The organism is Streptomyces sp. NPDC006385 (genome assembly GCF_040612485.1).
Classification (GTDB): Bacteria; Actinomycetota; Actinomycetes; order Streptomycetales; family Streptomycetaceae; genus Streptomyces.
The window spans coordinates 25876-47111 of sequence record NZ_JBEXQG010000020.1 but is presented as its reverse complement, the minus strand read 5'-3'; the positions used below and the strand labels follow the sequence as shown (position 1 = coordinate 47111).

The 21236-nt window shown below is 74.0% G+C and carries 8 protein-coding genes; 3 read left to right on the top strand and 5 right to left on the bottom strand.

The window, feature by feature from the left end:
• Window positions 1–10 precede the first annotated feature (10 nt).
• Window positions 11–12238: an amino acid adenylation domain-containing protein gene (locus ABZ078_RS18020; RefSeq protein WP_356576294.1), complete on the bottom strand. Its 12228-nt coding sequence runs from the start codon at window positions 12236–12238 to the stop codon at window positions 11–13.
• Window positions 12239–12355: 117 nt separating this feature from the next.
• Window positions 12356–14335, bottom strand: a complete 1980-nt coding sequence (locus tag ABZ078_RS18015) for a BTAD domain-containing putative transcriptional regulator (RefSeq protein WP_356576292.1) — start codon at window positions 14333–14335, stop codon at window positions 12356–12358.
• 144 nt (window positions 14336–14479) lie between these two features.
• On the opposite strand from ABZ078_RS18015, the gene ABZ078_RS18010 reads away from it, so the two are divergent.
• On the top strand, window positions 14480–15358 hold the full coding sequence (locus ABZ078_RS18010; RefSeq protein WP_356576290.1) for an alpha/beta hydrolase: 879 nt from the start codon (window positions 14480–14482) through the stop codon (window positions 15356–15358).
• A gap of 51 nt (window positions 15359–15409) precedes the next feature.
• Here the strand turns inward: ABZ078_RS18010 and ABZ078_RS18005 are convergent, their stop codons facing one another.
• The 3 genes from ABZ078_RS18005 to ABZ078_RS17995 form a co-directional block, all read right to left on the bottom strand.
• The gene (locus ABZ078_RS18005) at window positions 15410–16384 is read right to left on the bottom strand and encodes a TauD/TfdA family dioxygenase (RefSeq protein ID WP_356576288.1); all 975 of its coding nucleotides are present in this window, start codon (window positions 16382–16384) and stop codon (window positions 15410–15412) included.
• Window positions 16385–16491: 107 nt separating this feature from the next.
• Window positions 16492–17097 (bottom strand): AAA family ATPase, encoded by a 606-nt coding sequence (locus tag ABZ078_RS18000; RefSeq protein WP_356576286.1) that lies wholly within the window; start codon window positions 17095–17097, stop codon window positions 16492–16494.
• A 21-nt stretch (window positions 17098–17118) separates the two neighbouring features.
• Complete coding sequence (locus ABZ078_RS17995; protein ID WP_356576284.1) at window positions 17119–18672, bottom strand: glycoside hydrolase family 32 protein; 1554 nt, start codon at window positions 18670–18672, stop codon at window positions 17119–17121.
• Between the two features lie 190 nt (window positions 18673–18862).
• Here ABZ078_RS17995 and ABZ078_RS17990 point away from each other — a divergent pair, with 190 nt between their 5' ends.
• Together ABZ078_RS17990 and ABZ078_RS17985 are read left to right on the top strand one after the other, a co-directional pair.
• The gene (locus ABZ078_RS17990; RefSeq protein ID WP_356576282.1) at window positions 18863–20272 is read left to right on the top strand and encodes an extracellular solute-binding protein; all 1410 of its coding nucleotides are present in this window, start codon (window positions 18863–18865) and stop codon (window positions 20270–20272) included.
• Window positions 20269–21222, top strand: coding sequence for a sugar ABC transporter permease (locus tag ABZ078_RS17985; RefSeq protein WP_356576280.1), 954 nt, complete (start codon window positions 20269–20271; stop codon window positions 21220–21222). Before ABZ078_RS17990 ends, ABZ078_RS17985 begins: the two co-directional genes overlap by 4 nt.
• Window positions 21223–21236: the final 14 nt, after the last annotated feature.

Genomic DNA, 21236 nt, shown 5'->3' with positions numbered 1-21236 from the left:
GCGCCGATCCTCACCGGCATCGCCGCCCGGCCGGTCCTGGCGCCGGGTCGGCGCTCGGCGGTCCGAGGAGCAGCCCCTCGCCCTCGGCGATGACGTGGTCGAGCAGGTGCAGCGGGGCGGGCCGGATCCCGGCGGCCTCGGCCGCGTCCCAGTGGGCGAGGGCACGGGGCAGGTCGACGAGGCCGTGGATCAGGGGCAGGTCGTCCGAGGGACGGCTGGAAACCGTGCGCCGGGTGTGGAGCAGTGATTCCAGGCGGCACGAGGCCATGGTGTCCGGGATCCCTGGCCGCAGGGCGAAGCCCGCTCTCGCCACGTCCGGCAGTTCCCCGCTCAGCCGGGTCCGGGTCGCGTCGAGGGCGAGCAGACCGCCTCCGACGACCAGCACGTCCTGGTCGCGGCGCATCCGCTCCCGTGCGGTCGTGGTGTCGAAGCAGTGCGGGAAGGAGTCGTCCACGACGATCGTTCCGGGGCGCAGCCGGCCGACGTCCAGGAGGGCGGTCGCGCCGCTGACGGCGGTGACGATCACGTCGGCTTCGTAGACCGCCGCGGGCAGGGTCCGTCCCGACTCCACGATCCCGACCGGCGTTCTCGGATGCCCGGACGACAGGTCTGCCGCCAGCCGCCGCAGCCGCGCGGTGCTGCCCGGCAGGTCGCACAGCAGCAGCCGGGCCGGTGGGCGGGGTGCCGTCGCCAGCAGCAGGCGGAGGGACGAGGTGCCGATCGAGCCGCACCCGACGACGGCCAGGGAGAGGTCGTCCAGGCGGCGGCCGGTGGCCGCGAGTGCCGAGTGGACGGTCTTGGCGACGGCGACGGTCGTCGCCGCGTGTCCGGTGGTGAGCGCCGCGCTCGTCTTGGTCTGGCGCAGGACGTCGTAGCCGTAGCCGGTGAGCGACGGGATCATGCCGGCGAGCGAGACGCAGCGGGCGCCGAGCGCGGCGGCGTGCTCGACGGCGCGGGCGGTGCGGGCCGCCAGGTCGCCGCCCGCGGCCAGTTCGTCGGCGAAAAGCGGGAGCGCGACGAAACCGGAGTTCCCGAGCGGGGTCGTGGTCTCCTCCAGCAGTCGGGCACGGCCGTCCGGGAAGAGGAGCGCCCGGACCTCCTCGCGGCCGAGGCCGGGGCTGTCGTACGGCAGGCCGGCGAGGGCGGCGAGGTGCTGCGGGGCGGGCAGGTAGCCGACGAGCGCGGCGTCGAGGGAGGCGGTGGGGCGCCGCCGGCCACGGGCACGGACGGGACCGGTCTCGCTCGGCGCGTCCCGCATCCGGCCGCGTATCGCCTGCGCGAACCCGTCGACTTCGCGGGCGGTGAGAGCCGCGGCCGAGGCCCGGACGGTGACGCGCAGGCCCGTCCCGTCGGCCACCGGGCGCACGGCCAGGAACACGTCGGTGCCCAGCGGCGGTGGGGCGAGGGCGGTGTCGGACTCGTCCACGTGCAGGGTCAGGCCGCCGTCGGGCAGGGAGCCGAGCGAGGTGAAGTCGAGGAAGGTGAAGAAGAACTGGGCGTGGTACGGCAGTCCCGCCGCCGTACGCGGCTCGCCCGGCCCCGCCGCCCGGGCCAGCTCCGCCTCCGCGGCGATGTCCCTCAAGTCTTCCTCGAATGAGGGCGGTTGCCGCCCCGGATCCAGTTCACCGGTCCGGGCCGGGCGCAGTGCCACCGCCTCCGCGAACGGGCCGAACACCCGGTGTGCGTCGGCGGTGGACTCCTCGCGCCCGGTGACGGCGAGCCCGAGCACGAGGTCGCGCTGTCCGGTGAGCTCCGCCAGCGCACGGTAGTAGGCGGTGAGCAGCGGCGCGTACAGGGTGCGCCGCGCCGCTCGGGCGAGTTCGCGCAGCGCCTCGGTGGTGGCGGCGTCCAGGGTGAACCCCGCGGTGTGGAACGCCGGTTGCGGCCCGGCGCCCTCGGCGGTGGGCCGGCGCAGCACGGGGGGCGAGTAGGGCGCGTGGAGCCGTGCGCGGTACTCCTCGGCCGCCCGGTCGCGGGGTCGCGGTCGTACGGCGGACAGGGCGACGTGGTCGCGGAAGGTGCTGTCGAGCGGCGGCAGGCCGTGCGGCAGACCGCGGTCGAGGCGGTCGTAGGCGGTGAGCAGTTCCCTGGTGAGCAGGGCGGCGCTGTAGCCGTCGCCGATCAGGTGGTGCGCGTGGACGAGGAGCACGTGCTCGTCCGGCGCCACGGTGAACAGCCGCAGCCGCAGCAACGGCCAGGTCCAGGGCTGGAGTCGGCGCCCTGCCTCCTCGGTGATCCGCTGCTCCAGCAGGTCGGGGTGCGCGAGGGTCTCCGCCTCCACCGGCAGGCGCAAGGAGTCCGGCAGTTCCTGCTGGACCGGCGGGCGGGCGCCCGCGGGGAAGGTCGTGCGCACCATCGGATGACGGGCCACCAGAACGTCGACGGCACGCTGGAAGACGTCGAGCCGCAGTGACCCGGTCAGCCGGAACCGGGCGAGCCAGCCGGAGCCCGCGGCGGGGTCGACGGTCTCGGCGAGCAGGAATCCCCGTTGGGAGGGCGTGAGCGGGTAGGGGCCCGCGGGCCGCGTGACGGCGGACCGCCCAGGCGGCTCGGGCGAGGGGCGGGGGGCGGCGGTGTCGAGGGCGGCGGTGTCGAGGGCCGCCGCGAGGGCGCTGAGCGTGCGGTGGGTGTAGACGGTGGTCGGCCGGGGGACGGCGGGCAGTTCCTTGCGCAGACGGGCGAAGAGTTCCAGCACCATGATGGAGTCGCCGCCGAGGGCGAAGAAGTCGTCCTCGCGGGTGACGGCCGGCACGTCCAGCAGGGCCGACCAGATGCGGGCCACGGTGTCCTCGGTCGGGGTGGCGGGCGCGGTCCCGGGTCCGGGGCGCGCGGGCACCTCGGCTGTTCCCTCGGACGTTCCCTCGGTCGTTCCCTCGGGCGTTCCCTCTGTCGTTCCCTCTGTCGTTCCCTGGGCCTCGTGGGCCAGCCGGTTGCGGTCGATCTTGCCGGTGCCGGTCAGGGGGATCGCCGGGAGCGTGCGGATGCGGCCGGGCAGCATGTAGGGCGGTAGCACGCGGGACAGGAAGGCGCGCACCTCGCGTGCGTCGGGCTCCCCGGAGCCGGGCCGGGGTTCCACGTACGCCAGCAGGCGCCCGTCGACGAGCAGCACGGCGGCACGGGCGAGGTCCGGGTGGGTGAGCAGCGCGGCCTCGACCTCACCGAGTTCCACGCGGTGGCCGCGGACCTTCACCTGGTCGTCGAGGCGGCCGAGGAATTCCAGGACGCCGTCGGCGCCTCGGCGGACCCGGTCACCGCTGCGGTACCAGCGGCGACCGTCGCGTTCGACGAACGCCTCCGCGGTGAGCCGCGGCTCGCCGAGGTAACCGGGGGTCAGCCCTGTTCCGGCGATGAGCAGTTCACCGGGTTCGCCGGGCTCGCAGGGACGGCCGTCCTCGGAGACGACGGCGAGGTCGGTCCCGGCCACGGGCCGGCCGATGGGCAACTGCCGTACGCCGTCGGCGGGCCGGGTGTCGATGATGTGGCAGGTGGCGTTGATGGTGGCCTCGGTGGGCCCGTAGAGGTTGGCGACCCTGTGCTCCGGGCCGCCGCACGCGTCGAGCAGGTCGAACCAGCGGCGTACGTGCGCGGCGGGCAGTGCCTCGCCGCCGACGTGCACCCAGCGCAGTGCCGACAGGTCCGGAGGTGTCCCGTCCTGCCGTGCCCGGGTCTCGGCGGCGGTCAGCAGGCGTTCCCACAGCGTCGGCACCGAACTCCACACCGTGATCCGGTCGTCGACGATCCGCTCCAGCAGTGCTTCCGGGTCGCGCAGGAGGTCCCGGGTGAGCGTGTGGATCGTGGCGCCGGCCAGCAGCGGCGCCAGCAACTGGCGTACGGAGGCGTCGAAGCAGACGGACGCCGTCTGCGCGAGCCGGTCTCCCGGGGCGTAACCGAAGGCGGTCAGTGACCAGTCGAGGTAGTCGAGCATCGATCGGTGGGTGATCGGGACCGCCTTGGGGCGGCCCGTGGAGCCCGAGGTGAAGATCACGTAGGCGATGGCGTCGGGATCGGCGGGCGGCGTCTCGTACGAGGGCGGGGCGGCCGGGTGCCGGTCGTCGGCCGCGACCGGCGTGATGCCGTCCAGCGCCGCAGCGGCTTCACGCGTCGCGGCCTGGCAGACCACTGCGCCGAGTCCGGTGCGCCGCACCTGGTCCCGCAGCCGGGCCACGGGATGCGTCGCGTCCAACGGCACCCAGCCGGCGCCCGCCCGGAGGATGCCGGCCACGCCGACGACGGTTTCGGCGCCCGGCTCGGTGAGCAGGCCGACCAGGTCGCCGGGGCGTACGCCCTTCGCTCGCAGCCGGGCGGCGACAGCTCCGGAGGCGGCATCCAGTGCGGCGTAGGTGAGCGTGGTGCGGCCGGTGTCCACCGCGACGGCTCGTGGTGTCGCCCGGAACCGGGCACACAGGCGATCGACGATCCCTCCGTCGCCGTCGCCGTCGCCGTCGTGCGGTTGCGGACGGGGGGACGGCGCGGTCGCGGCGTGCAGTTCGGCCAGGTACTCGGCCGCGAGACGTTCGACGGTCCGGCGGCGGAAGAGGTGAGCGGGGTGGTTCCAGGACAGGCGCAGGGCCGCGTCCGATTCCCAGCACAGCAGGCCGAGCCGGGTCGCGGCGGAGGCGGTGGCCGCGGCGGTCGGGGTCACGGTGACCGGCCAGTCGTGGCCGTGGCTCACCGGGAAGCGGGCGAAGCTGAACCCGGCCGGGGCAACCGTGCGCGGGGCGGGTCCGGTGGCGGGCAGCAGCGCGGCGATGTCGGGGCTGGTGAGCGTCGCGTGGGACTCCGCCTCGCGCCAGATCCGCCGCAGCCGCCGGGCCAGCACGGTCACGGGCTCGTCGGGGTCGACGGTGACGAACACCGGCAGGGTGTCGGCGAGCGGGCCCACCAGACGGTCGATCCCGGGCAGGGGCGCCTCACGGCGGGCACGCGCCACGTTCACGGCTACGTGCCGCCTGCCGCTCCAGCGGGCCAGGCAGCGGCCGTACACCGCGAGGAGCAGATGGAAGAGGGAGACCTCGTGCCGGGCGGCCAGCGCCCGCAGCGCCGCCGTGAGCGCCGGGTCGACGGTGGTCTGGTGGTGGGTGAGCGGCGGCGCCGGGAGTGCTTCCGGGTCGCCGTCGTACGGGAGGGCGGGTGCCGGTTCCTGTTCCGGTGCCGGTTCCTGTTCCTGTTCCTGTTCCGGTGCCGTGGTGGCCACGGTGTGTTCGGCGATGCGGTCGCGCCAGTACTGCGCGTCCCGGGTGAAGGCGGGCGACCGGCGGTCGGCGGAGAGGAGGTCCGCGTAGTCGGCGAACTCGGCGCATGGGGTGGGGAGTTCGGGAGGGCGGCCCTGGGCGAGCGCGGTGTGGAGCGACCAGAGCTCCTCGCACAGCACCTTGAGGCTGTAGCCGTCGGCGGCGCTGTGGTGGACGGCCAGCAGCAGGTGGGCGAGGTGGGCGTCCCGGGGGTCACGGACGAGGACGGCGCGCGCCGGGTCCTCGGCGGTCAGGTCGAACGGGCGGTTGCACAGCCGCTGTTCGAGCTCCGGCAGCGGTGGCGCGGTGTCGTCCGGCTCGTGCACCTCGTACCAGCGTGGCGCGCGGTCGGTGGGCTCGGCCGGCGCGATGTACTGGCGCGGCGGTGTGTCGTGCGCGGTGACGCGCAGGCGCAGCATGGGGTGCCGTGCGGCGAGGTGGGCCAGGGCACGGCCGAGGAGGCCGGTGTCGAGGGGGCCGCGGATGGTCTGGCGTAGGTAGCCGAAGGCGGCGACGCCCTCGTACAGCGCCTCGGTGGTGTGGAACGCGAGTTGGAGCGGGGTGAGGGGGCGCGGCGGGGACTCCTCCTGGCCGCGGTGCACGGCGGCGGGGGCATGCGGAGCGGTCGGCTTCTGCCCGCCGATGTGGGCGGTCAGTTCACCGACGGTCCGGTACTCGAAAAGCAGCGTGGCGGGCAGGGGCAGGCCGAGTTCCGTCTCCAGGCGGCGCGCGAGGTCCACGGCGGTGAGCGAGTCGAGCCCGAGGCCGAGGAACTGCTCGTCGTCGCCGATGTCTTCGGGAGCGCGGTGCAGTGCCTCGGCCAGCAGGCGCCGCACCAGCTCGGCGACGCCGGCCGGGTCGGGCACGGCGGCACCACCGTCCGGCGAGGTGCGGGTCGGGTGGGGCGCGCTGTCGTGCGAGCGGTCCTCGACGGCGACGGGCGCGGGCGCCGATGTCTCGGTGGAGGTCACGAGCAGGTGCGCGGCATCCGTGGCGACGGCCGTGCGCAGCGCGGCGATCGCGGACCGCGCGGTCATGGGCGCCACTCCGCGAGCGCGCAGCCGTGCCCCGGCCGGTGACCCGGCGGCCAGTCCCGCGTCGGCGACGGGCCCGAACCCGATCGCCTGCCAGGGCCTGCCCGCCGCGCGCTCGGCGGCGGCGAAGGCGTCCAGGAAGGCGTTGGCCGCCGCGTAGTCGCCGAGCGCGCCCGCCAGTCCGGGCACCACGGACGAGAGGGAGGAGAAGGCGGCACACACCGCCGGTCGCCGGCCGTGCCGGTGCAGCGCCTCGGCGAGCAGGAGCGTGCCGCGCACCTTCGCGGCGAGCACCTCCTCGATCTCCCCGTCGGTCTTGGAGCGGAGGGTGCCCGGCCGGACCGTTCCGGCGGCGTGGAACACCCCGTCCAACGGGGGCAGTGTGGCGAACAGGGCGTCGACGGCGGCTTCGTCGGACACGTCGGCCGCGTGATACCGGGCCCGGGCGCCCCGGGCACGCAGATCGGCGAGCAGGTCGTCGGGGGCGGTCTCGGAGCGTCCGGTCAGGATCAGTCGGGGCGTGCCTCGGTCGGCCAGGTCGCGTGCGAGCGCGGAGCCCAGGCCGCCGGCTCCGCCGGTGATCAGGTACGTGCCGTCCGGCGGGAGGACGCCGAGCGCCGTGGCGGCGTCCGTCACGTCGGAAGGCGTACGGCGGAGTCGGCGGCCGCCGCGCCACGCGACCGCGCCCATCGCACCCTCGGCGCCGTCCGCTTCCGGCCCCTGTGCCGAGAACAGCTCCCGTTCCAGGGCGTCGGCCCTGGCGTCGAGCGTGTCCTGCGAGGACAGGTCCACGCTGCGGGCGGTGAGCCCTGGGTGCTCCTCCGGGAGGGCCAGTGCGAAGCCGTGCGGGAGTGCCCGCGTCGGGCGTGCCCGTTCCGTCGCGGTGCCGGTCACGTACGCGTCCTCGGTGACCACCAGCAAGCGGGAGCGGCCGACGGCGAGCGCATCGAGTACGCGGCGCAGCGAGGCACCGCCGAAGCCCACGGCGACGTCCCCGGCCTGGTGACCGCCCTCCGCGGCCTCCTCCACGCCTCCCAGCCACACCACGGTGTCCGCCGAGGCAGCGCCCTGCCCGTGCGCATCGCCCTCCCCCAGCACCGTCACGCCACGGCCGGTGAGCCGCTCGGCCAAGGCCAGGCCGAGCGACTGGCCGGCGCCGAGCAGCCGTACCACGCGGGGGCCCGCCGCCGAAGTGAGCGGTGCGTCCCGCCAGTCGAGGCGCCGCACCGAGCTCGCCGAGCCGGGTGTGCGGGGCCGGTACCGGGTGCGCTGGTACGGGTACGTCGGTACCGGCACCCTGGGGCGAGGCGCAGCGCGGGGCGTCCGGTCGAGTGCCGCTCCGCGTGTCCACCATCGGCCCGCGGTCTCCAGCAACGCCCGCGCCCCGCAGGTGTCCGCGTCGCTGCCCGGAACCGAGGACACCCCCGTCGTCCACACCGCCACGTCCGACGCGGCCTGCGCCCCGGCGACCGCGCGGATCGCGCCGCCCAGGGTGTTCCCCGGGCCGAGTTCGACGAAGGTGTCGTAGCCCTCCTCCAGGAGCCTCGTCACAGCGGCGCCGAAGCGCACCGGCCGGACCGCGTGTTCCTGCCAGTGGGCGGGCGTGAGGCCGGGCCGCCACTCGCCGGTGACCGTGCTCAGCATGGGGACGGTCGCCGGTCTGACCGTCAGTGCCTTCGCCGCGTGCCGGAGTGGTTCGAGGACCGGCTCCAGCAGCGGCGAGTGGAAGGCGTGGGAGACACGGAGCCTGCGCGCGGTCACGCCCCGTCCGGTCAGCTCCGCGAGGGCACGGTCGACGGCCTCCTCGGCACCCGAGATCACCACCTGCCCGGGCCCGTTGACGGCGGCCACGCTCAGCGAGCCGCCGGACGCGCGGACGAGCTCGGCGACGGTGTCCTCGTCGCCCCTGACGGCGGCCATGGCTCCCGGCGGGGCCAGCTCACCGGTCAGGCGTCCGCGCTCCGCCGCGAACCCCACCGCCTCGGCGAGGCTCAGCGCACCGGCGGCGCACGCGGCCGCGATCTCACCGACGCTGTGTCCGGCGACCGCGTCCGGGGACAGACCCCACTGCGCCAACTGCCGTGCCAGGCCCACACCGAACGCGACGAGCAGCGGCTGGGCCACCTCCGTCCTGGCCAACTCCCCCGGATCCACCCGGGGATCGAGGCACCACTCGGCGAGCGAGCGCCCGAGCACGGGGCCGGTCAGCTCGGACGCCTCGTCCAGGACCTCGCGGAACACCGGAGCCGACCGGTACAGAGCGCGTCCTTGACCGGGCCGCTGGGCTCCCTGGCCCGGCAGCAGGAACACCGTCCGCGGGCGGGTCCGGGCGACCGCGAAGTCCGCTGGGCGGGCGGCGTCGAGACGTTCCGCGAGATCACCGTCGGCGACCACGGCGAGCCGGTGGGGGCCGTCGTCGCGGGCGGTGTTGACGGTGGAGCAGATGTCCGCCTCGCGCAGGTCCGGGTGCGCCCGTACGAACGCTGCCAGTGCGGCGGCGGACGCGCGCAGGGCGTCGGCGCCGCGGGCCGACAGGGTGAGCAGGTGCGGGCCGTCGGCGGCACGGCTCTCGGAGGTTGTCCGTCCGGGTGCCTCCTCCAGGACGGCGTGCGCGTTGGTGCCGCCGAAGCCGAAGGCGTTCACGCCCGCGATCAAAGGGCCGGGAGCCCGCAGTTCCCGCTGCTCGGTGACGAGTTCAAAGCCGGGGGCGACGCGTCGCAGGTACGGCGCGGGCGGAGTGGTGTGCGGGGAGGGCGGGATCCGGCGGTGCTGGAGTGCCAGGACCGTCTTGACCAGGCTCGGCATGCCCGCCGCGTTGAGCAGGTGCCCGATGTTCGCCTTGACCGAGCCGAGCAGGCGCGGGAGTCCGTCCGTGCGGGGTGGGAAGGCATGCCCGAGTGACTGCGCCTCGACCGGGTCGCCGACCGGCGTGCCGGTCGCGTGCGCCTCGACGTAGGACACCGCGTCGGGGTCGATGCCGCAGTCCTCGTACGCCTGGGTGATGACCTCGCGCTGGGTGCGCGGGTTGGGGGCGAGCAGGCTGAGCGAGCGGCCGTCGTTGTTGACGGCGGTGCCGCGGACCAGCGCGAGCACCGGGTCCTGGTCCCGCAGCGCGTCGTCCAGGCGGGCCAGGACGAGGGCCGCTCCGCCTTCCCCGGGCACGATCCCGTCCGCGGTGGCGCCGAAGGGGCGGCTGCCGCCCGTCGGGGAGAGCGCGCCCGCGCGTGCGAGCAGCCGGTGGCCGGTCGGGGTGAGGGCGAGCTGGACGCCACCGACCACGGCGACATCGCACTCACCGCTCTGGAGACTGCGACGCGCCAGGTGAAGCGCCACGAGCGCGGAGGAACAGGCGGTGTCCACCACGAGGGCGGGGCCGTCGAGGTCGATTGCCTGGGAGAGGCGGGCGGCCATGAGGTTGGGCAGGTTGCCGGTGAGCGCGCCGGGCTGGGCGGCGAGGTCGCCGTCCGTGGCGGCGGCCAGGATCTCCCGGTGTCCGCTGTCACCGACGGCGGCGAACACGCCGATCCGGCGACCGGTCCGCCGTGGCCCCGCGTATCCGGCGCGCTCCAGGGCTTCGTGGGCCAGTTCCAGGAAGATCCGCGCCTGCGGGTCGGTCGCGCGGGCCTCCTCGTCGTCCAGGCCGAAGAAGGCGGCGTCGAAGGAGGCGGGATCGGGGAGGAAGGAGCCGTGGAGACCGGAGGCGCCCGGTGCGCTCTCCCAGCCCTCCCGGCCCTCCAGGCTCTCCCGCCCCTCCCAGCGGCCCTCGGGCACACCTGTCACCGTGTCACGCCCGGACACGAGCAGGTCCCAGAACGCCTCGGGCGTCTCCGCGCCCGGGAACCGGCAGGCCATGCCGAGAACGGCCAGCGGCCGGTTCCCCCCGCTTGTGCCGGACGGCGCCGGGGCACGCCGGGTGGCGGTGCCGGTGCTAATGCCGGTGCCGGTGCCGGTGCCGGTGCCGGTGCCGGTGCCGGAGCCGAGAACCTGCCCGGCCAGCGCCGCCACGGTGTCATGGTCGCGCAGCACGCCAGGTTCCACTGTGACGCCCAAGGCGTCCTCGATGCCGGCGAGCACCGTCATCGCCTTCAACGACGAGCCCCCGAGGGCGAAGAACCGGTCATGCCGGCCGATGTCCGTCGGCGCCAGGTCCAGGGTCCGGGCCCAGATCCCCCGGATCACGTCCTCGACGTCACGCCGCGACCGCGGCACCGCCGCCACCGCCGCCGCCACCACCGGCACCCGCCAACCGCAGCCGCCCTCCGGCCGGTCCGGCTCGATCCCGGTCTCGGCCTCGCCTCTGCACCGCGCCGCCGACAGCCGCTCCTCGACCGCCGCGTAGGCGCCCGCCTCGAACCGGGCACGCATCAGCCCCCGCCGCAGCTTGCCGCTCGTCGTCCGGGGGAACGCCCCGGGCGGCAGGGGCACCACCCGTACGTCGTCGTGTCCCAGCGCCTCCCGTACCCGGGCCGCCGCGGCGTCGAGCACGGGAAGGGCGGTGGCCGGGGCGGGCCGCGCCCACTGGACGAACACCACGACCCGGTCGCCGCCGGTGTCCGGATCGGTGGACCCGATCGCCGCCACCGTGCCCTCGGGCAGTCCTGGCGTGGCGGCGGCGGTCTCTTCGAGGTCGGGCGCGTGGAAGGTGCGGCCGCCCACGAAGACGACGTCCTTGTGCCGGCCCGTGACACACAGCCGGCCCTCGTCCAGGAAGCCGAGGTCGCCGGTGCGCAGCCAGCCTCCGGAGAACGCGGCCGCGCTCGCCTCGGGGCTGCGGTGGTAGCCGCCGGCCACCTGAGGGCCGCGTACCTCGATGTGTCCGACGCGCCGTTCACCCAGCCGCTTCCCGGCGTCGTCCGTGACCCGGATCTCGCAGTCCGGGACGGGACGGCCCACGTCCATGAACTCCACGGCGTCCGGGCCGGGTTGCGCGGGCACGGCCCGCCCACGGCTGAGCGCCTTCCGGTCCAGGCGCAGGGGCGCGGCGATCTCCCCGAGCGGGGGTACGGTCACGGCGAGGGTGGCCTCGGCCAGTCCGTACACGGGCAGCATGGCCCTGGCGTCCAGCCCCGCCGCACCCGCCTCGGCGGTGAACTCCCGCCACACGCGCGGCGCGATGGGCTCGGCGCCCACGAGCATCAGGCGTACCCGGCTCAGGTCCAGTGCGGCCCAGGTGCTCCGGGGTACCCGCCGCACCGCGAGGGCCAGCGCGAAGTTCGCCGCCGACAGCAGGGTCGCGCGGTGCCGTGCGGCGGCTTCCAGCCAGCGCTCCGGGCGCTTGGCGAAGGTGACAGGCTCCAGTCGTACCTGCTTCAGGCGGGCCGCCATGGGGACGAGGTGGGTGCCTATCAGGCCCATGTCGTGGAAGTACGGCATCCAGGTCGCCACCACGTCGTCCGGCGTGATCGCCATGGCGGCGCGGATCTGCCGGAGGTTGGCGAGCACGGCCTCGTGGGTGAGTTCGACGCCCTTCGGGGTGCCGGTGCTGCCGGAGGAGAACTGCAGGAAGGCGAGGTCCTGCGGGTCCCGCCGGGGCAGGGGGCGCGGCGGCCCGGCCTCGCGCAGCTCCCGCAGGCGCAGGGCGCGCACCGGGCCCGGGACGTCGGCGAGGAGAGCTTCGGTGGCGTCGTCCACCACCACGGCGGGCCGACCCAGGAACTCCCACACCGGTCCCACCCGGCGTGCGTCGGGGGCGAGCGGCACGGGCACGAGTCCCGCGGCGAGCGCCCCCCAGAACATCGGCTGGAAGTCCTCGCCGAGCTCCGCGAGCAGCGGGACGGGCGTGCCCGGTTCGAGTCCCGCCGCGCGCAGACCTCCGGCGACGCGCAACGCGTCGTCGCGCAGCGCGGCGAAGGAGACGGCGCGCTCGCTGCCGTCTCCACTCACGTGCACGACGACCTGACCGGGTGTCTCCTCGGCGGCGTGCAGCAGGACGTCGAGGAGCGTGACGGCGGTACGGCGCCCGGGAGTCGGCATGCGCTTCCTTCCTCGTCCCACGGAGCGGGGCCCGCGGTCGTGCCCTGCCGCAATCCGGTACCGGGCACGGGCGTTTTCGATCATTGACCTGTACGACGACGAGTTCCGTCGAACGGTTCACCCGTGCCCCAGGGCGGAGGCGAGGTCGGCCAGGTGGGCCGAGACCGGGCCCAGGGTGAGCAGGCCGCTGCCGGCCCCGGCCAGTTCGTTCGCCGCCGGCGTCAGGGCGGTGTGGGCACGTGCCATGGTCTCCCGGTCGCCGAGGGTGAGTGCGGCGCGGGCGGTGAGGCACCACAGGACCTCCTGGAGGAGGTCGCGGGGCGGTTCCGGGGTCGCGCGGAGTGCTTCGGCGGCCTGCGGGCGACGGCCCTGGTCGAGGAGGAGCAGGGGAAGCGCCCAGGGGGCGTACGGGCCCCAGTCGGTGTCGGCGTCGGCGTCGAGGCCGGCGCGGAGAGGCATCGCGTGCCGCAGCCGCAGGCACAGCAGCGCGAGCGGCAGCAGGCCGTCGGCGAGGCCCGGCATGCCGGCGCCGTTCAGCAGGGCGGCCGCGTCCCGGTAGGCCGCCGCCACCTCCGGCACCGGGGCGTGGCCGGTGGCGTCCAGCCGCAGGGCGGCGTACCAGCCGGTGAACACGCCCACCAGCGGCGCCTCATGGCGTACGGCCAAGGCGTCCGCGGCTGCCGCATGGCGGTCGGCGGCGGTGAAGTCCCCGAGGGCGCTGCGGGCCTGGAGCCGGACGAGGTGGCCGAGGATCTCGAACGTGGCGAGGCCGTGCCGGGCGGAGAGGGCGACCAGTTCGGCTCCGATCCCGTCACGGCGCGGGGCCAGTCCCGTGCGGTCGAAGCACTGCATGAAGGCCGCGTTGAGGGCGAACGCCAGCAGCGCCGGATCGTCCAGTCGGCGGGCGATCTCCTCGGCCCGGCGGGCGGCCCGCGGGCCCCGGGCGAGCGGGGTGCCGCGCGATTCCAGGGCGATCGTGGCCAGCAGCCGGGCCTCGGCCGCCTCGTGGCCCTCGGCCGGCAGCGCGGTCAGGGTGCGTTCGGCGGCCGCGACCACCTGCGCTGCCTGTCCGGGATCGTCGAGGCGGGTCCAGATCGCCGGGACGTCGTAGGCGCCGATCACCCGGGCGGTCAGTTCGGCGTCGCCGAGTTCCTCGGCGGCCGCGATGGCCGCGACCCGGTGCTCGCGGGCGGCGAGCAGTCCGCTGCCTCCGGTGACGGCGAGGCTGCGCAGCAGGCCGGTCGTCGACTCCAGGCGTGCCCGGGAGTCGGGGGCGACGGTGCGGTCGTAGGCGGCGGCGACCCGCTCCCAGACCCGCCCCGCGGGAGTGCCGGGCGCCCGGTCGAGGTGGTCGGCCTGGTGGAGGATGTCCGCCTCCAGTGAGCGCAGGCCGGGGCCCGGGTCGATTCCGAGCTCCTGGGCCAGCAGGGCACGGGCCCGGCGCAGCACGTCCAGCGCGTCGGCCTGCCGGCCCGTGCGGTAGAGCGCGAGGGCCAGCAGGCGCCAGGCGTTCTCCCGCCATGGGTGCTCGGCGGCGTGCGCCCGCAGGTCCGCGGCCGCCCGGTCGGCCGTGCCGAGGGCCAGGAGCGCCTCGGCGCGCAGTTCCACGGCGTGCAGGCGCAGCTCGGCCAGGCGGCGGCTCTCGGCCCGGGCCCATGCCTGTTCGGCGAACTCCGCGTAGGCGGGGCCGCGCCACCAGCCGAGCGCCTCCTCCAGCCGTACGACGGCCTCCTTGGGCGGTGGTGTCGTGGCGGCGGCGACCGTCTGCTCGAAGCGCCAGGCGTCCACCGCGTCCGTCGGGGCGCGCAGGGCGTAGCCGGGGCCGTCGGTGACCAGCAGCCGGGCCGGCGTGCGGGGCGGGCGGTCGGGTTCGAGGGCGCGGCGCAGCGCGGCGACGAACGTGCGCACGGCGCCCACGGCGTCGGCGGGCGGTTCCGTCCAGAGGTCGTCGACCAGTCGGGAGACGGGCACGACGCGCCCCCGGGCGACGATCAGCCGGGCCAGCACCGAGCGGTGTCGCGGCCCCTTCAGGTCGATCGCGGTCCCGTCCGCGTCCCAGGCCGTGACCGGCCCGAGCACACCGAAGCGACGCCCCACCGTCCCCCACCGCCTTCCGTCTTCGCGGGTCGCCCCACGGCCTGCCGCTCATCCAGTGCTCATCCGCCCGCAGGAGGATCGGGGCACGAGATCCTCTTGAGAGCCATCCTCCACCCATCGATTCCCTTCGGAAGGAGCGGAGCCGTGGCACCTGTCATCGCCGGCTTCGGTCATCATCGCGTCCCCGTCGCCGACGGGGTGTCCCTGCACGCTGCCGTCGGCGGCTCCGGCTCGCCCGTCGTGCTGCTGCACGGATTCCCGCAGACCCACCTGATGTGGCGCCATGTGGCCGCCGACCTCGCCGCCGACCACACCGTGATCTGCCCCGACCTGCGCGGCTACGGCGCCAGCGACAAGCCGGCGGAGACCGACGGCAGCGTCTACGCCAAGCGCACCATGGCCGCGGACATCGTGGCGCTCGCCCGCGAGCTGGGGCACGAGCGTTTCGCGCTGGCCGGGCACGACCGTGGCGCCCTGGTGGCCTTCCGTGCCGCGCTCGACCATCCCGACACGGTCACGCACCTGGCCTGCCTGGACGTCCTGCCGACCCTGGACATGTGGGAGGTGCTGCACGGCGTCACCGCCGCCGTCGGCTTCCACCTGTACCTGATGGCCCAGCCGCCCGGCCTGCCCGAGCGCATGATCAGCGCCGCCCCGGACGCCTTCTTCGGTCACTTCCTCGACATCTGGACGTCCGACCGGCGGGCCGTGCCGGACCAGGTGCGCGCCGCCTACCTGGCGGCATGCCGCGAGGCGGTGCCCTCGATCGTCGCCGACTACCGTGCGTCGGCCGGCGTCGACATCGAACACGACCGGGCCGACCGGGCGGCGGGCACCACGCTCCGCATGCCGGTCGGCGTCCTCCAGCAGGACTGGGGCGCCGCCCTCGGCTTCGACGCCGCCGCCCTGTGGCGTGCCTGGGCGCCCGGTCTGCGGCACACCACGGTCACGTGCGGCCACTTCATGGCCGAGGAGGCGCCCGACGACATCGCGAAGGCGCTGCGGGAGCTGCTCGCCCGCTGACCGCCCGCGCCCCCAGGGGCACCTGCCGGACGCCGGGCGGACGGGCCTCGGCTACCAGCGCCCCGGTTCGGTCCCGGTGATCGGCTCGGAGGGTTTGCCGTCCACCCCGACCGGCACGTCACCGGCGAGCATCACCCGGTGCATGATCCGGGGGTGGTCGAGGTGGGCGTTGTCGCTGGGGGCGAGGTGGATGGTGGCCCGGTTGTCCCAGAAGGCGACGCTGCCGGGCTCCCAGCGGAAGCGGACCGTGTACTCGGGCCGTACGGCCTGCTCCATCAGCATGTCGAGGATCGCCCGGCTCTCGGCCCGCGAGAGGCCGGCGATCTGCTCGACGTAGTAGCCGTTGACGTACAACACCCGCTCCCCCGTCTCCGGATGGACGCGCACCAGCGGATGCAGCGAGGCCACCTGATGGTCGAGCAGATGGCGGACGTAGGCGTCGTCGCCGGGCCGCGGCTGGTAGCCGACGCCGAGGCGGTGCTCGGCGCGCAGGCCGTCCACGAACTCCCGCACCGGGCCGGACAGTCCGGCGTACGCGGCGGCGAGGTTGGACCAGGTCGTGTCGCCGCCGTACGGCGGTACGGTCTCGGCGCGCAGGATCGTCGCGGCGGGCGGGTCGACGCGGGCGCCGTGGTCGCAGTGCCAGCCGCGCAGCAGGGTGTGGCGGCGGCGGCGCAGCCACTCGTCGTGTTCCATGCCGAACTTCCCGCCCAGCTCCAGCCGGTCGGCGGTCGTCTCGACCTCGGGGAAGTCCGCCGGGGAGGCACTCCCCCGCTTGCGCAGGACGACCGGTTCGCCGAAGCGGCGCGCGAACGCCACATGCCCGGCGTGGTCCAGCCGCTGTCCGCGGAAGAACACCACCTTCCAGCGCAGCACCGCCGCCCGGATCGCGGCGAGCACAGTGTCGTCGAGCTCTCCGGCCAGGTCGACGCCCCTGATCTCCGCCCCGATGTGTCCGGCGACCGGTTTCACCTCGATCCCGGTGCCCTGCTCCGTGCCGTCCGCAGTGGCCCTGTCCGTCGTCATGTGCGCTCCGTAGGTCCGTCCGCCCGGCTCCGGTCCGAGCCGGTCCCCCGAAGATCGTGACAGTGTTTCGCGGCACTGGCGACAGGGCCCGCTCCCTGCCCCCTCGCCTACGCGGCGCGCACGTCGACGGCCGCCAGGACGAGGTCCGCCACCTCGGCCGCCGAGCGCCCTGCCGTGTCGATCCGCGCCAGTCCGTGCCGGTCGACGGCCTGCGCCATCAGCTCCTGGTAGCGCTCGGCGCGGGCGAGGAACTTGTCCACCAAGTACCGCTCCCGGTCCTCCAGTTGGCCGTAGCGAGCCGACGCCCGCATGCGCTCGCGCAGGGCCGTGTCGTCCGCCGTGAGCCATACGGCCCGTGCGTGCGGCACGGTCAGCCGGGCCACGCGGGCGGGCCAGAGCGCGGAGCCCTCCAGGACCAGGCCCGGTCCGTGCCCGGCCGCGTGGTCGGCGATCAGTTCCTCGATGCGCGGCCACAGGCGTGCGTAGTGGTCGAGCACCGAGCGGATCAGCTGGTCGACGTCGAGGGTGGCGTAGTGCTCGGCCACATGTGGCGGCGGCTCCCACTCGGGCGTCCGCCAGGGCCGCCCCGGGTGACGGGCCAGCAGGTCGGTCGAGCGGCAGTCGAACCCGAGCCGCCGCGCGACGGCCCGGGCCGCGGTCGACTTGCCGGTGTGGGACGTTCCCCCGATGAGCACTACGCGCACGTCCTGCATGCCGGTGATCCTAGGGGCTGCTCAGACCGAGAACTCCCTGATCACGGTGTTCCGGAACACCGCCGACCCGTCGATCGTGAACAGTGCGAGCCCGGTGTCGGCCGGATCCGGGAAGGCCTCGGTCGAGTGCACGTACCGGCCGTCGTCCACGAACATCTCGACGGACGTACGGTCGATCAGGATGCGCAGTCGCACCGTGCGCGCCGACGGGTCGAAGGGGCTTCGGCTCTCCTGCCATCGGCCGGAGGTGTCGGGGCTCACGGTGTATCCGCGGTTGACGAAGGCGTAGTCGCCGTAGATGCCGGCGTCGATGTGGCGGCCGCCGTCGGAGGATCGCCGCAACTGGAGCCCCGCGCCGGTGAGTTGATTCCAGGTGATCTCGGTCGTCAACTCGTAGGCCGTGCCGGTGTAGTCGAGCAGTAGGGCCCCGTCGACCTCCAGGTCGCCGAGATCCACCGTGCGGGAGACGTGTCCGTCGAGGCCGGCGACCGGCTGAGAGGCCAGGTAGTACGCGCCGTCCGCCGCCCGCTTCAGCGTGACCTCGCGGACGATCGAGTCGGTGCCGTTGAAGCCGTCGCACTCGATCGTGGGCGTGGTGTTGGCGTAGTCCCAGTGGTTCATCCAGCCGATCGCGTAGCGGGTGGCCGGGTCGAGCATGCCGTTCGCGTCCCGCTTCTCGAAGGTGACGGCCGCGTACCAGTCCCAACCATGGTCGAGCCACTGCGGGTCGGAGGCGTCGGCGGTGAAGGTGGTGCCGTCGAAGGCGCCCGTCCAGTAGGCGTACGTGCTCGGCAGCCCGGACGCCTTGCCGTTGGCGCTCACGCCCAGCACCCACTTCCAGGTGCCGTCCTCGGCCTGGATGCGGAAGAGGTCCGGGCACTCCAGGACGCCGATGCCACCCTTGATGAAGCCGCCGACGTACGTCCACGACTCGAGGTCGGCGGAGTGGTAGAAGCCCACTTTGTCGTTCTCGGCGAGCGTCATCACCCACCGGCCGCGTTCCTCGTCGCGGATCACCTTGGGGTCGCGGAAGTCCCGGACGCCGGGGTTGGGCAGGACCGGGGCGGTGCCGTGGTTGGTGAACGTACGGCCGCCGTCGGTCGAGTAGTACAGGTACTGCGCCTGCGTGACGTCGTCGGGCGCCATGGTGGCGAGGACGATCACGGCGCCCGCGCCGAAGCCCGCAGTGTTGCCGGTGTCGATCACGGCCGAGCCGGACCAGACGTCGCCGTTGGGGGTGGTGTTCTTCGGTACGGCGATCCCGCGGTCGGTGAAGGAGACCAGGTCGGTGCTGGTGGCCAGGCGCCAGGCGGTGCCGGCCGTCGTGCCGCCCGTCGAGTAGTCGGGGTTGTAGAGGTAGTAGTAGTGGTACTCGCCATCGATCCACACCGGTCGCTGCGGGTCGTTCATCCACTGGTCAGGGACGGTGAAGTGGTATTCGGCGCGGTAGTTGCCCGTGCACGCGGCGGCGGCCTCGGACGCGGCCGCCGCGGGCCTCGAACCGGTCGGCAGTAACGCACCGGCCGCACCCACGACCGAGGCAACGAAAAGCGACCTTCTGGATATTCCAGGCATACCGGATGCACCATGCACAGCACGGCTCCCTTCCCTGACAACGCCGTCAGAGTTTGCGGCTCACGTGAGATCAGGACTGTGGGACCTAACTCGTTAAAGGTCAAGTGGTTCGCAGGTATTGACAGGGCCGTAACACGCTTCCCATCATCTGGGGCATCACTTTCTCGACTAACACGAGTTAGGCCCCTGCATGACTGACTCGCACCTCAACCGCCGCACCTTGCTGCGGTACGGCGCCTACGGCGCCGGAGCCGCCGCGCTCGCCGGTACCGCCGCCGGCTGGGACCGGCTCACCGGAGCCGACATCCCGGGCCGCGACGACGGCTCCCTCGTCGTCGCCACGCTCGGCCCCGCCTACGGCCCGGAGGCCATCCGCACCCTCACCGAGGGCTTCAAGAAGGTCCACCCCGACATCAAGCTGCGGATCAACGCGGTGCAGGCCGTCGACTGGTCGGACTTCTTCGCGAAGATCCTCACCCAGGTCGCGGCGGGCACCGCGCCCGACCTCGTCTACGTCGCCACCGAGGGCGTCCAGCTGTTCGCGCAGCGCCTCGGCGTCCCGTTGGACCGCTGGGTGAAGCGGGACGCCGAGGAGCTGCGCGAGTACTTCGCCGACGTCCACCCCTCGCTGGTGGAGTCGATGATGTACGAGGGGAGTCTGTACCAGCTGCCGGTCGAGTTCAACGCGGCCGACATGTACTTCAACACCCAGGTGCTGAAGCGGGCGGGCGCGGACCTCCCGCCCGCCGACTGGACCCGCGACGACTTCACCGCGCTGCTGCGGGACATGAAGAAGTCGAGCGGCTCGCGGTTCACGCCGTACTTCTGGACGAACCGGCTGTGGGGCGGCGTGGTGCCCTGGCTGTTCGCGAACGGCACCAACCTGCTCGCGGAGTCCAAGGCACCCGGCGGCGCCTGGCTGTGGGACTCCTTCTACCCGCCCGCCCAGCGGCAGGGGCGCGGGGGCGGCTTCCGCTGGACGACGCCGCAGGCCACCGACGAGCGCGTGGAGGAGGCGTACGACTATCTCGCCTCGCTCGTCCAGGAGGACCTGTGCACGCGCCCCGAGGGCGGCAACGGCCAGAACCTCATCGGCGTGTTCTCCACCGGCCGGGTCGGGGTCACCCCCGCGGGCGGCTTCTGGGCGGGCGGCCTGCACCTGGCGGGCATGAAGACCGACGGATTCGACGTGCAGTACTTCCCGCGCTGGCGCACCCAGCGCATGCAGTACGGCGCCGCCGGCTACGCGCTGCTGCGCACCTCGAAGAAACAGGACGAGGCGTGGGAGTTCATCAAGTTCGCCGCCCGCAGGGACACCCTGATGCGGCTGTTCACCACGAACCAGACGACCCCGGCCCGCCGCTCGATGCTGACCGCCGACCGCTACCGGGAGACCGGCCCGAAGAACTGGCAGGTCTTCTACGACACCCTCGACAAGTTCCCCGACACCGGACCGATCCCGGCGCCGCCGCAGGTCGCCGAGGTCGAGCAGGTGTTGCTCAAGCACACCGGTACCGCCCTGGCCTCCCGGCGCTCGGTGGCGCCGGCGCTGCGCCGGATGCAGGGCGACCTGGAGAAGGCCATGGAGCGTGACGTATGACGAACACCCAGGTACCGGCCGTCCGGCCGCAGCGGCCGGCCACCCCATCGGCCTCCACGCCCCGGGCCGCGACCCGTGACCGTGCCACCCGAGTGCTGGCCACGCTGTTCCTGGCACCCACGATCGTCGGCATCGTCGTCTTCACGGTCGTGCCGATCGTCGGCTCGGTGGTGCTGAGCCTCTTCCACTGGAACGTCATCGACTCCCCGAGCTTCGCCGGGGCCGCCAACTACCGGGAGGTCTTCACCGATTCGACCGTGCTGGTCTCCTTCGGCAACACGCTCGCGTTCATGGTGTTCGCGGTCGCGCTGCAACTGCTCGTCGCGCTGGTGCTGGCCCTGGCGGTGAACGGGCGGATGCCGATGTGGCTGCGCTCGGTGTTCCGGTCGGCGTTCTTCTTCCCGCTGGTGCTGTCCGCCGCCTCGATCTCGGTGGTGATGAAGTACCTGTTCAACCAGGACTTCGGAGTCGTGAACTGGCTGCTGGGGCTGATCGGGATCGCTCCCGTGCCGTGGCTGACGTCGGAGAACTCGGCGATGGCCGCCGTGATCCTGGTCTACGTCTGGCAGCAGTTCGGCTTCTCCTTCCTGCTGTTCGTCGGGGGTCTGAACAACATCCCGAAGGAGATCCACGAGGCCGCCTCCCTCGACGGCGCGACGGGTCTGCGCAAACACCTGAGTGTCACGCTCCCCTTGCTGTCGCCCACGCTGCTGGTCGCGTCGGTCGTCGGCATCATCAACGCGCTCCAGGTCTTCGAGCAGCCGTACGTCCTCACCAACGGCGGTCCCGGCGACTCCACCCGCACCGTGGTGATGGTCATCTACGAGAGCGCGTTCGAGCAGTTGCGCTTCGGCGAGGCGTCCGCGGTGGGCGTGCTGCTGTTCGTGCTGATCATGGCGGTCACCGCCCTCCAGTTCCGGCTCAGCCGGCGTTTCGTCCACTACCAGTGAGCCGGGTGAGTCCC

Coding starts and splice junctions, on each gene's coding strand:
- ABZ078_RS18000 (WP_356576286.1), bottom strand. CDS start 17,097: ATGCAGGACGTGCGCGTAGTGCTCATCGGGGGAACGTCCCACACCGGC.
- ABZ078_RS17995 (WP_356576284.1), bottom strand. CDS start 18,672: ATGCCTGGAATATCCAGAAGGTCGCTTTTCGTTGCCTCGGTCGTGGGT.
- ABZ078_RS18005 (WP_356576288.1), bottom strand. CDS start 16,384: ATGACGACGGACAGGGCCACTGCGGACGGCACGGAGCAGGGCACCGGG.
- ABZ078_RS17985 (WP_356576280.1), top strand. CDS start 20,269: ATGACGAACACCCAGGTACCGGCCGTCCGGCCGCAGCGGCCGGCCACC.
- ABZ078_RS17990 (WP_356576282.1), top strand. CDS start 18,863: ATGACTGACTCGCACCTCAACCGCCGCACCTTGCTGCGGTACGGCGCC.
- ABZ078_RS18020 (WP_356576294.1), bottom strand. CDS start 12,238: ATGCCGACTCCCGGGCGCCGTACCGCCGTCACGCTCCTCGACGTCCTG.